The 14,366-nt window shown below is 45.3% G+C and carries 15 protein-coding genes; 3 read left to right on the top strand and 12 right to left on the bottom strand.

The features are described from left to right. Positions 1-29: 29 nt before the first annotated feature. Positions 30-650, bottom strand: a complete 621-nt coding sequence (locus CWC33_RS10445; protein ID WP_100691868.1) for a hypothetical protein — start codon at positions 648-650, stop codon at positions 30-32. 188 nt (positions 651-838) lie between these two features. Here CWC33_RS10445 and CWC33_RS10440 point away from each other — a divergent pair, with 188 nt between their 5' ends. Continuing rightward, positions 839-1,765 carry a D-2-hydroxyacid dehydrogenase gene (locus CWC33_RS10440; RefSeq protein ID WP_100691867.1) on the top strand — a complete coding sequence of 309 codons (927 nt, stop codon included), beginning with the start codon at positions 839-841 and terminating at the stop codon, positions 1,763-1,765. Positions 1,766-1,812: 47 nt separating this feature from the next. On the opposite strand, the gene CWC33_RS10435 is transcribed toward CWC33_RS10440, so the two are convergent. The 9 genes from CWC33_RS10435 to CWC33_RS10395 all read right to left on the bottom strand — a co-directional run bounded on the left by CWC33_RS10435 (position 1,813) and on the right by CWC33_RS10395 (position 8,997). Further along, the gene (locus tag CWC33_RS10435; protein ID WP_100691866.1) at positions 1,813-2,307 is read right to left on the bottom strand and encodes a cytochrome b; all 495 of its coding nucleotides are present in this window, start codon (positions 2,305-2,307) and stop codon (positions 1,813-1,815) included. An 80-nt stretch (positions 2,308-2,387) separates the two neighbouring features. Beyond that, the gene (locus tag CWC33_RS10430; protein WP_232709794.1) at positions 2,388-3,740 is read right to left on the bottom strand and encodes a histidine kinase dimerization/phospho-acceptor domain-containing protein; all 1,353 of its coding nucleotides are present in this window, start codon (positions 3,738-3,740) and stop codon (positions 2,388-2,390) included. Next, complete coding sequence (locus tag CWC33_RS10425; protein WP_088767915.1) at positions 3,731-4,393, bottom strand: response regulator; 663 nt, start codon at positions 4,391-4,393, stop codon at positions 3,731-3,733. Before CWC33_RS10425 ends, CWC33_RS10430 begins: the two co-directional genes overlap by 10 nt. 18 nt (positions 4,394-4,411) lie before the next feature. Then, entirely contained in the window at positions 4,412-5,071 is a 660-nt protein-coding gene (locus CWC33_RS10420; protein WP_100691865.1) for a tetratricopeptide repeat protein, read from the bottom strand. Beyond that, on the bottom strand, positions 5,058-5,876 hold the full coding sequence (locus CWC33_RS10415) for an SDR family oxidoreductase (RefSeq protein WP_100691864.1): 819 nt from the start codon (positions 5,874-5,876) through the stop codon (positions 5,058-5,060). Before CWC33_RS10415 ends, CWC33_RS10420 begins: the two co-directional genes overlap by 14 nt. After that, positions 5,873-6,541: a TenA family transcriptional regulator gene (locus tag CWC33_RS10410; protein WP_198511819.1), complete on the bottom strand. Its 669-nt coding sequence runs from the start codon at positions 6,539-6,541 to the stop codon at positions 5,873-5,875. Before CWC33_RS10410 ends, CWC33_RS10415 begins: the two co-directional genes overlap by 4 nt. Continuing rightward, the gene (locus tag CWC33_RS10405) at positions 6,525-7,904 is read right to left on the bottom strand and encodes an AMP-binding protein (RefSeq protein ID WP_100691862.1); all 1,380 of its coding nucleotides are present in this window, start codon (positions 7,902-7,904) and stop codon (positions 6,525-6,527) included. The genes CWC33_RS10410 and CWC33_RS10405 overlap by 17 nt, the downstream gene beginning before the upstream one ends. After that, positions 7,901-8,500: a thermostable hemolysin gene (locus CWC33_RS10400; protein WP_100691861.1), complete on the bottom strand. Its 600-nt coding sequence runs from the start codon at positions 8,498-8,500 to the stop codon at positions 7,901-7,903. Before CWC33_RS10400 ends, CWC33_RS10405 begins: the two co-directional genes overlap by 4 nt. 137 nt (positions 8,501-8,637) lie before the next feature. Beyond that, a complete protein-coding gene (locus CWC33_RS10395) occupies positions 8,638-8,997 on the bottom strand; it encodes a diacylglycerol kinase (protein ID WP_100691860.1) in 360 nt (119 codons plus the stop codon). Positions 8,998-9,122: 125 nt separating this feature from the next. Here CWC33_RS10395 and CWC33_RS10390 point away from each other — a divergent pair, with 125 nt between their 5' ends. Then, positions 9,123-11,123 (top strand): LTA synthase family protein, encoded by a 2,001-nt coding sequence (locus CWC33_RS10390; RefSeq protein WP_100691859.1) that lies wholly within the window; start codon positions 9,123-9,125, stop codon positions 11,121-11,123. Here CWC33_RS10390 and CWC33_RS10385 read toward each other — a convergent pair. After that, positions 11,120-13,009, bottom strand: a complete 1,890-nt coding sequence (locus CWC33_RS10385; protein ID WP_232709793.1) for a GGDEF domain-containing protein — start codon at positions 13,007-13,009, stop codon at positions 11,120-11,122. The genes CWC33_RS10390 and CWC33_RS10385 overlap by 4 nt on opposite strands. Before the next feature lie 96 nt (positions 13,010-13,105). Between CWC33_RS10385 and CWC33_RS10380 the strand changes: the two genes are divergently transcribed. Further along, on the top strand, positions 13,106-13,576 hold the full coding sequence (locus tag CWC33_RS10380) for a DUF4199 domain-containing protein (protein WP_232709792.1): 471 nt from the start codon (positions 13,106-13,108) through the stop codon (positions 13,574-13,576). On the opposite strand, the gene CWC33_RS10375 is transcribed toward CWC33_RS10380, so the two are convergent. Then, positions 13,573-14,343: a DUF817 domain-containing protein gene (locus CWC33_RS10375; protein ID WP_232709874.1), complete on the bottom strand. Its 771-nt coding sequence runs from the start codon at positions 14,341-14,343 to the stop codon at positions 13,573-13,575. The two genes, CWC33_RS10380 and CWC33_RS10375, sit on opposite strands and share 4 nt — an antisense overlap. Positions 14,344-14,366 lie beyond the last annotated feature (23 nt).

Here is a 14,366-nt window from a genome sequence, read left to right as displayed (position 1 = left end):
TGTTTCTTCCCCATAAGTGCCAGAAAAACTTATTGAACTAAAGCCTTCTGAATAGCATCGTCCAGAAATATAGACTCAAAACGCTGTTTATAGATGGTCTGCATTTCATTTGAAATGAGTCCGCTACCGACATCGTTTTCGCCTTTAAAGCTGCGTTTAATTTTCTCTTCACCGTTTTTATCTAAAACAACAACATCAACGTCGTACCATGAGTTGTCAGAAAATGCATGGTAATCGTATTTCCACTCATTCAACGCAATAATAATGGATGGTTGTTCTTTTTTAGCCAGTGCATTTTTAATGCTGCTAAGGCTCATCGAATATGAAGTAGGATACGCTTCAGCATCGACTCCTTTTTTCATAAAGCCAGCGACTAAACGCTCGGTGAGGTATTCAGACATAGGTTGACCAGTATACGTGTACTGAGAGTATGGAATACCGAAGTTGGAGCGGGAAAGGCCTTCAAAGTTTGGAGACTTATCACCACTTAGAACATACTCGCGCTTATCAACGACCGCGATTGAGACCGACTCCAGCTCATTAGGGGTATTGACAGCAGGCGCAGCCTGCTCAGCAGTCATTATTGACGCACAGCCCGATAAATAGAAGCTTGCGATGGCTAACGCAATTAACTTTCCAAATTTAAACATCAATTATCCTTATAAGATGACTAACAAAAGTTCCATAACCAAATGCAATAAACTGAATCGCGTTCAGTTAATGACTAATAATACCCTTTTATCAACTTGTTATAAATCTGTATCTTTATTCAAGCTGCCGCTTTTAATGATAAACTGGGCGTAAATCAACAAACACGTTTTTAGTGGCAGGAGTTTTTATGAAAGCAGTCATATTAGATAACAGCAGTTTGGGAACTGGTGTTGATTTATCTCCTATTGAAAATCAAGTTAACGAGCTCGATTGCTATTCGCTGACGTCGCCCGGGCAAGTCGATGAGCGCATTCAGGATGCCGACATTGTTATTACCAATAAAGTGGTTCTGAATGAAGACAGTTTAAAACAGGCAAAGCGGCTGAAACTGGTTTGTGTGCTGGCTACCGGGATGAACAATATCGACTTAAAAGCTGCTGAAAAGCTTGGTATTCCCGTTAAAAACGTCGAAGCCTACGGAACACCTAGTGTGGTGCAGCATACATTAATGATGATGCTGTCATTGGCAACTAAAATGCCTGTCATGCAGCAACGGATGGCTGCTGGCGACTGGCAAAAATCACCGTTATTTACCTTGCTTGATCCTCCTACCTATCAGTTAGAAGGCAAGCACTTGGTTATTGTTGGTTCGGGCGAGCTTGGCCAGGCGGTGAAGAAACAGGCCGAAGCATTGGGAATGCGTGTCACCTTTAGTGCACGCCCTGGTAAAGCAGACGACTCACGCCCAAGCTTTGACGAACTGTTACCTCAAGCGGACGTTATTTCTTTCCATTGCCCGCTAACGGATGACACGAAAGGTTTGCTTAACCGCAACAATATTAAACATTGCCAGCCTCACACTTTAGTCATTAACAATGCCCGAGGTGGCGTAGCTAATGAGGAAGATGTTTTAGATGCGCTTCGCAATGGAAACATTGGCGGCTATGCAACCGATGTTCTGCCACAAGAACCGCCAAAAGACGGCCACCCGTTACTTGATGCACTAAATGAACCACTGAACTTGATTGTTACACCACATAACGCCTGGACTTCACCAGAAGCGAGACAACGCATTATTGAGTTAACTGCCGAAAATATCCAAACGTTAAAGTAACCAAGCTCTTATTCTAGACTGAGGGCTAATTTGCACCAGCTCGCAATTTAGTCCTTTTCTTTGTAAAAGTGCCAAACACCACCGGCAATATGTAAAGTAACCAGCACTGGTAATACATACGTACCTAATACTTTATGTATTTCTTCTGAGGGCTCATGCAGCCATGGCAATCCACTTAAGTCCACGGATACGCTGAACCATCCAAATACCGATAAAGGATCATTTTCGGTAAACAGATAAAGAGGCCCTGTTACAATTAAGACCAACATAGTTAGTAATAAAGCATAATGAAGATATCTGACGAGTTTGTCTTTTACCGTTGTGGTTGACTCAGGAAAACCTTGATAAAAGCGCAAAACAATACGCCAGGCAACAATAAAGAAAACAAAAAAACCAACACCAATATGAGCGGCTTCGGAATAGTGTTTAACCTCTCTGGAGTCAGCAAACACCATCATAAAACCAAGTGTCAGTATGGTAAAAATTGATAACGCCCCGAGCCAATGAAGTGTGCGCGATAATGGTGTGTATTTACTGTTCATACGTTACTCCTTACGTTTCTTCACGCCAGAGTAAACACGAATTCTTAAGCGAGCATTAAAAGATGAGTGAAGACGGTTTATTACTCTCCTTCTTTATGATGTCGATCAACTTTTACGATGAAATCGCCATCTTGATGCTCAAATGTCAGTATTAAGCCGAGCTGCCGAGCCAGATTATTTACGATACTTAAGCCGATTCCAGCGCCTTGTTCACGTAACTGTCCCCCGCGATAAAAACGTTCAGTGAGGCGTTGAACATCAATATGATGTGTCGCTTCTACCGAATTTCGAATAACAAACGCAGAGCCATCAAAGGCAATATCTATCGTTGATTTTGGTCGGGCATATTTAATCGCGTTATCAACCAGGTTGCTGAATAGTACCGCCAGATAACTTTCTTCAGAGCGCCAGTCAACGGTGTCAGGCAAATTCACCTCTAGCGACAACTGCTGGGCTTCTGCTTTTGGATAATAGTCAGAAATTACTTGCCGAATAACCGCAGCAGCATTCACCTGTCGCCACTGCTCAGGAGGAAGCTCTGTTTTTGATAACAATAGTAAACTTTCAACCAGACTCACCAGTCGCTCAGTACTGTCCAGTAGCGACTGGAGCTCAGACTTTTGCTTATCGGTCGTCGCTTTGACTATTTGATTTTGTAACTGAGCCTTCAGGCTTGCCAGCGGTGTTCGTAGTTCGTGTGCTGCATCGGCAGAAAACTGTTTTTCCCGTAAGAATGTTTGCTCAATGCGATGTAAATAATGGTTCAGTGCAGTTTTAACTAACGCGACCTCTTCAGTATCGTTGGACTCTGAAAACGGTCGGTAGTCGTCTGAGCGCTTGCGTCTAAGTGCTCCGGCTAACCGTCTGAAGCTCGCGAAGTTGCGATTTATTGTCCACCAGCCTAGCCACAGCATCAATGGTAATAGTGTGATAATAGGTATCACGGTATCAACCGTCAGATCATTGCGAATTTCAGAGCGGAATTCATCCTGCTGCAACAGCAAAATGCGGTAATCGCCTGCAGCCGAATATAAACCGAAGCTATGCCACAGCTCGTTATTGATCATTTTAACCGCAAAGCCTTCGTTAAAGGTAATCACTGACGGATCCAGCGAGCCTTCTGTTTGCAATAGACTCTCACCAGAGGTGGTTTCGATACGATAAGAGAGTTTGTCCTCATATGAATGTGCATTAATACGACTAATGGTAATGTCGCGATCCACGTACTCATTATTTTGGGGTAAAAGTGCAAGCAAGGTTTTCGCCTGCTGCACCATTTCAGCGTCAAACAACTCATCGACTTCATGACTGATTTCGGCATAAATCCACGTGGCAGAGACGGCCGAACTCAATAAATAGACAGCCGATACCGCAACCAGAATGCGCCGACGTATGGAGTTTAGTTTTGTTCTTATACGGCTAATTATTTGCATGCCAGGCGATACCCTACCCCTCTAATGGTCTGAATCCACTCCTTATTGCCGAGTTTCTTTCGCAGATTATGTACATGCACTTCCAACGCATTGCTTTCCACTTGCTGTTCGTTACGAAACACCACTTGCTCTAACTTATCACGGCTATGCACACGTCCCGGTGACGTCATTAACGCGCGTAACAGCTCAAATTCACGTCGGGATAAGTTAATCGGCTGTTCATCAACCAAAACCTGAAAGTTAACTTCGTCAAGACGAATAGGTCCAACCACCAGTTCAGCCGACGCCTGTCCGCGCTGACGCCTAACCAACGCGCGCAAGCGCGCAGCCAGCTCATTCATATCGAAGGGCTTAACCATATAGTCATCCGCCCCCAGGTCTAACAATTTAACGGTCTCCGAACTATCATCGCGCGCGGTTAATACCAACACTGGCATCAGCTGACCTTTTTTACGTAACGCAGACAACACTCGGCTACCATCCAAATCGGGTAGCCCGAGGTCCAGTACAACGGCGTCATAAGGCGCCCGCTGACTTTCACTGATAGCAGCCGCTCCGGTCCTTACCCACTGCACCGAAAACTGACGTTCAGACAGGCCAATTTCAACAGCCTGTCCCAACATCCCGTCATCCTCGATTAACAATAGATCCATGCACCCTATACCCCTGTATTACTGTTCACGTTTTATTCTGGCCAAGAGCTGTTCCACTTCTTTCCGCCGAAATTCGTCAGCAAGAGGTCGGTCAGGTCGTGGTGCTGCGGCAAGCGCCTTATTCGCATAGCTTTCCGCTTTTACGTACTCACCCTGTTCAAACCAATAATCAGCGTAAAAGTAATTTGGGTCAATGCCATTAGGGTTAATTGCTAGTGCTTTTTCCAATAGCTCTTGCGCTTTATCATCATCACCAAACCCAAACGGCCAGCCAGGCACTTTATAATATAAGGTACCCAATGACGCATAGGCTGAGCCGCTTAGTGCATTTGGATCGATTTCCAACGCTTTCTCCAGAGACTTTCGCGACTCCTTCGCCAAGCTCAATGCCCCAAGCCCTCCTTTTGCACCCGCGTAGGTGCTTTTTACAATACCCAGCCAAATATGTGCGGGCGCGGACTCAGGCTCTTGTTCAACCCACTGTTGGGCATCTGCAACCAATTGCTCAAACGCTTTTTTCTGGGCGTCGTCCTTAAGTGTATAGTTAACAGTGGCCCATCGTTGTTGCAGATCATGCAGCCGCTGTTGACTGTTAACGCTGGAATCGAGCTCAGCAGAGAAAACGGATAGGCTTAAAAAGCCAGCGATAAAGAATGCGATTACTTTAGTTTTTTTCATGATGATTTTCCTCAATTAATTGACACAACGTATCTCGTGTTTTACGCAAGCTGCGACTGACCAGCTCCGACCACAATCCATTAAGACGAACGAATAGTCGTTCGGGCCAGCCCAACGTTTGTAGCTGCTTCTGCCGTTGAATTTGTTTAATTAATTGCAGTGCCACTTGTTGCGGCGGATCTTGCGGTGTCTTCAAGCGTTGGTTTAATTGGCTTAACAAACCTTGATTAAGCGATGTTTTGATAGCACGCGGAGCCGCGTACATAATGCAGGCATCGTGTGCCTTCAATTCACGCTGTAGTGCTTGTGTAAAGCCCCGCAAACCAAATTTGCTGGCGCAGTACAACACTTGGCCCGGAAAGCCGATAGCACCAAACACCGACCCCACATTTAATACCCACCCCTGCTGAACTTTCAGTAACGGAAGTAGTTGGCGGGTCAGTGCTACAGGCGCTGTCAGGTTAGTGGAAATAACTCGCTCTATATCGGTTTCTGTTGCCTCATTAAAGAGGCCCTCATGCGTGACCGCAGCATTATTAATAAGCCCGGTCAATGATGACTCCTGTCGCTGTAGAAACTGAACTAGCCGTTGTCGGTCATCCGCTTGAGTCACATCAGCGACAAACGATGTTTGTTGCAAACGAGTTGCCAGCGCGTCCAGCTTTTCCGCCGAGCGCCCAACCAAGACTACGCGAGCGCCACGTTGACTAAGTGCTTCTGCCAACGCTTCACCAAGCCCACCGGCGGCTCCTGTTAGCACAATCGTTTGTCGAGACCAATCGATGACGTTAACGTTATTTTTCATACAGGTTCCCCAGCCAGTTCAGGCAAGGCGCGGAACATGTCACCATAAAGCCGATAGACATGTTTTGCAGTCCGTATAATCACTCGCTGTGCATTTTCATCGGTCACCTTATTCATCAACTGTTCAAAAAAGTGAACGTGCTCCTGATCAAGGTCTCCGTGCGACAACAAATAGCTGAACGCTGAATCTGGTAGTCCCAGAGCTGCTTTAATTTTTCCCGCAGCTTGTGTCGCCAATTTAACGCTCGTTCCCTCCAGCACATGCGCCATACCAAAAAACGCCGCCGGATGTTCATTATCGATAGCGTGGTAAACTAATGACACCATTGCCTGAGTGGCTGTATGTGGCTGACTATTTTGTACTGCCTGCGCATCACCACCAGCCGCTTGAATATCATTTAAAATCCAACGCTCGTGACCGTACTCTTCATTGATATACTCGATAACCGCTTTACGTAACCATTCATCGGTGAACGAGAGCTTGCTGCCACAGCGCATGAGTAAAGGCGTGGTATGCTTTACGTGATGGTAAGCCTGCGTTAAAAATGCACCATAGCGCTCGGCAGTGATGTCGCCTTGTAACGCTTGTTGGATGGCCGGTGCGCTCAATAGATAATGCTGTTCGCTTTGAGTTTGTTCACATAACGTATTAAAAAATTTCATCATTTACCTCGTTAGTCGATGCGGGATCTTTCAATTCAAAAAACACTTGGATAGCCTGACGCCGCAATCGTCCGGTTCCAGTTAATAAGCCATTGCTTACCGTAAAAGGTTCGGTCATTACGATATATCGCTGAATACGCGCATAGTCCGGCAACTGTGTATTCACCTGACTAACCGCAGTATCAGCCTGTGCGGTGGTTGTGGAGGGCATTAGTACTAATAAAGCGGTCAAAGGTGTTTGTTCATCACCTAGGACGGCTGCCTGTGCAATACAGGGCTGACTGCAAAGTTCTGATTCAACCCATTCAGGATCAATATTGCGGCCGTACTCCGTCACGATAATGTTCTTACGGCGCCCTAAAATAATCAGGCGTCCTTTATCATCCAAAACCCCGAGATCACCGGTATGAATTTGTGCGGGAAACCAACTGCTTTTGTCATTCCAATACCCCAGCATGGCATTGCCTTGTACGACAACCTCGCCATTCTCAAACGAAACCCTTGCATGCTTTAGCGGTTGTCCAACTGTGCCTGGTGCGCTATTTGAAGGCGCATTGAGCGCTACCACGGAACTGAATTCCGATAAGCCATACCCCTGAACAATAGGTAGTTTCAGCGCCAGAGCCCGTTCTTCCAATGTGTCGCTTAAGCGGGCTCCGCCAACGGCCAGTAATTTGAATTGTCGGGCATTGATAAGTCCGCGCTCCACACCAGTAACTAATACGTCCAACAACGCTGGTGTCAGAATCAAACTGTCGGGTTGATACTGAGTCAGTGCGGTAAAAAACGGATTGAACTGCAACGACGACGAACCTTGTAACCCAAGTGTTTCACTTCTCAGCAGCACGACCTCTGCGCCGAGCCATAACGCCAAGTAAACACCCGCCACATTTTCCAGCAACACCGACAGCGGCATAATAGCCATGTGTCGCTTTACGCAAGAACCGGCAACCCGCTCAGCTAATGCAGCTACCGTAATCAGTTGGTTATCAACGGATAAACAAACGCCTTTGGGTTCGCCGGTACTGCCAGACGTAAAGGTCACTTTTGCGGTTCCTGACGGTAACGGCTTATTTGCACTCACTTTCGTCTGCAAATAAGTTTGCTGTTGCTGACTAAAAAATGGCGGCACCGGAATGCATACTTTGTCGGCCAGCATCAACGCTAAATCTTCTATTACCCAAGTTACCGGGGCAGTTTCCTTCAATAAAAAGAGTCGCTGAGGTTGTTGGCGCAATTGCTCCGCCCGTTGCTCAACGGATTGCAGCAGCTCTGAGTAGCTGAGTTGTCTTCGTTCTGAGCGAATAGCAATCGCTTCAGGGTTCGTATTGGCGTGCGCTTGTAGACGTTCAAAGAACACGTTCATATCGCAATCTCTCGCTGCTGAGACAACACGTACTGGCAGGGTGTAGTCATTTGCTCAAAGACGTTCCCGTCCGTTAACCAGCCAGCAAGCACCGTCGGTTGGTGCTGATAATAGTTGCCCCAAAGATCACGCACCGATTCAGGCAATGCACTTTTCTGTGCCGTTTCTAATTCAGTTAACGCAACGCCTATGCGACGAAAATATTTTTGCAGAGCTCGGGTCGCTGTAAAAATAACCACATCACGACCTTTATCGTCCAATAACCGCACAACAGCTCGAAATAAATGTGGCAAGTACGTCGGAGTTAACGCCGCCATAGAACCAACTTCAGCCAGGTTTTCTGATTGAGGCAGCGGTTTGTCGCTAACACGATAGTTCTCTAAAGGCTGGGTTAGGTAAGCTTGGGAGAATAGAGCTTGTTCGTCGGCTAATTGCACCCCGCACGCAGCCACTAATCGACTCTCTTCAAATACAGCAATCAATAAACGGGGCAATGTGCGCAAGCAGGCATGGAAGTTTAACCAATAGCGTTCACAAATAAACGTTTCAACCTGTTCGCGTAGCGGATGTTCAGGCAGGATCCAACAGTGATGCATATCTACTCCTTAAGTCAGCCAGCTGGCTGCAACAGCGTCAATGCAGTCACTTTATTAATAAAGACTTAAGGAAAACTTAAATTGATCTCCGGAATGATGGTTTGCGCAGACCGTTAAAAGTTCCAATTTTTATTCCATTAAAAAAATAAAACCGTTACCCAGGTAACCATTAACAGTATCAATGCAAAGAAAACAGCAGCTGAAGCAATATCCTTGGCACGCCCGCTGAGCTCATGGAATTCTGCTCCGATTCGATCAACAACAGCTTCTACTGCGGAATTTAGTAATTCAGTAATCACCAAAATAAATAAACTCGTAATAAGCAGTAAGCGCTCTACAATCGAAGCCTCAACCAACAATGCCACCGGAACCAATACCGCACAAAGCAGTGCCTCCTGGCGAAAGGCTGCTTCATAACGCCAGGCTACTTTTATTCCGCGCAACGAGTTAAACGTTGCTTTCCAAATGCGCATCATACCGGTATAGCCTGGTTTCATTGTTTTTCCTTTCCTGCAATTGATAAATTAAACAGACAGAGTTTATTAAATCAATCTTAAGCTTAACTTAAGAAATAATTGTTAGCGTCTTCACAAAGAATGAACTACCGGAAGAACTAACACTCATGCCTGCAGAAAGATCACAGAATACGTTATGGCAAACACTGGCGCTTTTTAAGCCACTATTGTACTTTTTTCTGCTAGCGCTGGCGTTGCTGAGCAGTTCCCGATTAATGCTGGCGTGGCTCTACTCCGATAGAGTTGACAACGCTATTAGCTGGTTTGACTTTATATTGCTGGGCATTCGAGCAGATGTCGTCCAAATCGGCTATTTTGTTCTCATTCCACTGTTGCTGTTATCGCCTATGGCGTTCGCACTGCATAAGCCACTAATGCAGCTGTGGTGGCGACGTATATGGATCGTATGGAGTCTCATTTGTGTCGTCGTATTCTGGTTTATGGAAATTTCTACACCGGCATTTTTAGCACAATACGATACTCGTCCAAACCGATTGTTCTTTGAGTATCTTGCCTACCCTAAAGAGGTATTTTCAACTTTAATTAACGGGTTTGCAGGTTGGTTATTTATTGGCATCGCCTCTACGACAATCGTTATTTTTGTTGCGTACCGTTGGTATAAAAGAACCGATAACCGTTTTAACACTCGAACGATAAAACGTCGCTATCTTATCGGTGTCATACCGATCTTAATAATTTGCACGCTGTTTGGTATACGTTCAACACTCGCGCACCGACCCGCTAATCCGGCATTTTTTGCTGTCACCTCCGATGCCATGGTGAATTCATTGATTTTAAACTCCACCTATACGTTGGAGTACGCACTCTACAACCTTAAGCACGAAGCACAAGCCAATCGTGTCTATGGCTCGCTCAGTAATGACAAAGTCATTAGCGAGATTCGGCAAACTGAATATTTAAGAAACACTGAATTCCCGTATGACAACTACCCGACTGTTCATTACCAACAGGCGTCAGTTAGCCGCTCCCAACCGCTGAACATTGTTATCATTCTGGAAGAAAGTTTGGGAGCAACTTTTGTTGAGTCACTGGGGGGCAAGCCGTTAACGCCTAATCTTGAACACCTAAAAAGCCAGGGGTGGTGGTTCGAGAGCCTGTACTCTACTGGAATACGCTCAGTTCGCGGTATCGAAGCAGTTGTTTCCGGTTTTCTACCAACGCGGGCACGTTCTACGGTTAAGCTGTCCGGCTCTCAACGGCAGTTTTTCACGCTTGCAGACGTTCTAGGTCGTCAGGGTTACCACACCGAGTTTATTTATGGTGGCCAGGCGCACTTCGACAATATGGCGAGTTTCTTTGTCGGCAATGGCTTTCAGTCCGTCATCGATCAGGACGATTACGAAAACCCTCGCTTCGTTGGCAGCTGGGGAGTCAGCGATCAAGATTTATTCGACAAGTTACACCAACGCTTAGTGAATACAGAAGCTTCCACACCACAGTTTACGTTGGCATTTACCTCATCGAATCACGAGCCATTTGAATTCCCTGACGGGGAAATAAACTTGTCCGAGCAACCGAAACAAACTGTTCACAATGCGGTTAAGTATGCAGATCATGCACTCGGTGAGTTTTTCGCCAAGGCAAAAAAAAGTGACTACTGGCATAATACACTATTTCTAGTGGTCGCTGACCACGACACCCGCGTTTATGGCGAAGAACTTGTTCCGGTGCAAAAGTTTCATATTCCAGGATTAATTTTGGGCGCTGATATTCAACCAAAAACAGTATCTACAATTACCAGCCAAATTGATTTGGCTCCGACCTTGCTTTCTTTAGCCGGCATTTCCGCCTATGTTCCAACTATCGGGCAGGACTTGAGTCAATCAGATGTTAAACCGGCTAATCGAGCCATGATGCAATTTGGGGACAATTATGGCTGGTTGCAAGGCAGTAAAGACGGGCAAATATTGACGGTACTTCAAGTCAAGAAACCCGCAGAGCAGTTTCTATACTCCCCGGCACAGAACGAGCTCACGCCACTCCGTAAAAATTTGAGCGAAAAACACCTACGCAAAGTGGTTGCACATGCCATGCTACCGTCTATTCTCTATCAGGGGCGCTCGTATTATGTCCCCTTACAGAACTAAGACTCCACACATACACAATTCCGACCGGCCTTTTTCGCTTCGTATAACTGCCGGTCAGCCCGTCTAATCGCATCAGCCGCTGACTCATCTGAATGAATAGCAGCCGCCCCCATACTTATTGTCAGTATCGGCAACTCAGCTGTCTTAAAGTCATGAGGAATGACCAAAGTCATCACCGCCTCACGCAGCTCATTCAACTTTTTATCAATAGATTCAGCTGCGGGGATAATAATAGCAAGCTCTTCTCCCCCATACCGATAGACTTTAAGTGGCGTTCTTTCAAGTAGACAGTCGGCTATTTTTTTCAATGCTCTGTCGCCAGCCTCATGTCCGTAGTTATCGTTATAGGGCTTAAACTCGTCTATGTCTGCCATCATTAAATAATAAGGCTTTCTTGATTCAATCGCAGCTTCCAGATCACGATCAAACGCCCTGCGATTGAACAGCCCTGTTAGCCCATCCATGTGCGCCAGCGCGTCAAGTTGCCTGTTTGCTTCGGCCAACTCCTCCGTACGAGCCTCAACCTGCTGCTCCAAGTCATTTTGAGCGGCAATGAATCGTGACGCCATTGTTTTAAACGCATCCAAAGCCTGTTTGACCTCACCACGCGCTTTTATTGATGCGGCACGGTGAGACAAAGCTTCTTGGTAGTTTCGCTGACCCATAAGTGATGCCACAGTAGCAACTTCATGCAGTGGCTTGGAGACTTCTCGCTGGATCAGCCAATAGGTCATCAACAATGTCAGTATCACTAAACCAACACCCGCGGCAACTAGTTGAAGTGGTAAAATAATAGCCTGCTTGCGTACTTCCTCAAGCGGATAAGCGGTTATGTGCCACCAATCAGGGCCAGCTATTTTATCAATAATAAGCAATTGATCATCTACTGCATTTTCCAACGTTATAGAGGTGTCATTAAGCTCTGCCTCTATCACCAGATGACTCAACTGTTGATACAAAGGCTCATCATAAGTTTGTGAAGTCAGCGTTGAACGCTCAATGATTGCATCCTGAGACAAGTTGGATGCAGCAATTAAGTCTCCCTTTGTATTCAAAACAATGTGTTCTGATTTAGGCCTCTTTTTCTGTGTTAAATCACTCAGTAAACTGCCTAACGCAACATCAAAGCTCGCATTCGCTAAATGCAGCCCATTTAAGTCTATCGGTTTTTGGTAGGTAATCGTCCAGACATCGGCAGGGAGGTCGTAATACAATCCTGTCCAATTTGGCTTCCGCTCAGGATTCTTACTTCGCAACGTCGATTTGACCACCGAGAAGTCGGTTATAACCAGGTCTTTGTCAGCCAGCAATCCCCACGGAGACTCTTTTGAGTACATCAAAAGAATGTTTTCAGGCATTGAAAAGTGCGTGTTCGCAACATCCTTTTGCCATGCCGGGGCAAGCTCGTTTAACGTAAACTGCGCAGCAATCACACGTGATTTTAATTCATCATTTATGGGTTTCTCTCGAGGTCCAAGAAAGGCGCTTAACGATTCAAAGTAATCCCCATTAAACGATATCCCCCGGTTAAAAGCCGGCTTCAACCGAAAAACACCCGGCGATGTCTCCTGATACCATTGGTTAAACCACTCATTGGTGGATTCGTTACTTTTCATCAGTTGATATTGAGAAAGAAACTCTTCCGCTAAAATATTCGCGTTACTTTCAATACGCTTGAATAAGGCCTGGTTGCGTTCAAGCGTTGGAGATAAGTCTTGTTGAAGCAGGTGTATTACCCGTTCCCGAGCATTACTATAAGTTGTCAGGAACGTAATTGCAGAAGCAATAACGACAAGGGAAATTGCCCAGATACTGATTTTGACCAATAGAGCTGTCGTCAGCTTTTCATGCCGCTGCAGCCGGCGATCGTCTTTTCGTCTTTCCAAAATAATCAACCGTTGTCTTTTTCGTAAATCTAACAACTATTTTGAACAAATGCTATTATCAAAGCACACGAATCAACAATCAAAACCAAGGTCGAAATGATGAAAGAAATAAAATGGGGCTTAATTTTCGTTGCAGCGATTATTTTGTGGCTGATCATTGAAAGGCTAACAGGCTTACACACTCATAATATCGAGTATCACGCTATATTTACCAACGTGTTTGCCGTGGTGGCCATTGTCATTTATATCATTGCGTTACGCGATAAAAGAGCGTCATTACCCAATCAGGAAATGACATGGTTACAAGGTTTTATTAGCGGTTTGAAAATTGCGGTTGTGGTAGCGGTGCTATCGCCCGCTGTGCAATTATTGGTTCACTACGTTATTTCGCCGCAGTTCTTTCCAAATATGAAAAGCCACGCCATTGCATCTGGCATGATGAACGAAGACCAGGCTGAAAAATATTTCAATCTGACATCGTACATGATGCAATCAGCTATCGGCGCCTTGGTGATGGGCGCTATCACCGCCGCTGTTGTCGCTTTCTTTCTAAAGCGACGCTCTTAGGAGCGTCGTTTTATCGTTTTTATTTGGTTAATAGAAGCCACCAGAACAAAGCTGAGTATCATTAGAAGATACCAGGAACCAAATTTTGAAAAGGACACCATTTCCCATTGCTTATCTTGATTTGGGTAGACCCACACATTCGCATAAGTCGCCAAGTTTTCAGCTATCCAGATAAACAGCGCGACTAAACCCCACCCTATTAATAGGGGCATATTTCGATACTCAACATCCACTCTATAGTAAATTTGAGTCCTAAAGAATAAAGCGATAGTTACCGCAACCAAAATCCAACGAAAGTCCCAAATGAAGTGATGCGTAAAAAAGTTGATGTAAATTAGCGTGACTAAAATAACGGTCCAGCTATGACGAGGGTAATAAGAATACCTAAAATCAAAGATACGCCAGACTCGAGCAATATAACTACCCACTGCGCTATACATAAACCCTGTGAACAACGGAACGTTAGCAATGCCAAAAATATACTCCTCAGGATAAGTCCAAGAGCCAATCGCGTCTGATGTTTTAAAAAGCTCCATAATTGTCGCAACTAAGTGAAATATCAAAATCACGACAGATTCACGCAACGTTTCAAGCCTAAAGAGAAGTAAAAGAACCTGAAATACAATGGCCGAAATAAAGATAAAGTCGTAGCGATGTATCGCTTCAATGGGGTAATACAATTTGGTCGCCAACATAACGAACAGCAAAAATCCGCCAAAAATACAGGCATACGCCTGTTTGACACCAAATAACCAAAACTCCCTTATAAAGGTACGGATGTCCTTATCTC

The organism is Idiomarina sp. X4 (assembly GCF_002808045.1).
In the GTDB taxonomy this organism is placed as follows: domain Bacteria; phylum Pseudomonadota; class Gammaproteobacteria; order Enterobacterales; family Alteromonadaceae; genus Idiomarina.
Note: the sequence above shows the minus strand (reverse complement) of the source record. Positions and strands in the feature narration are given on the sequence as shown.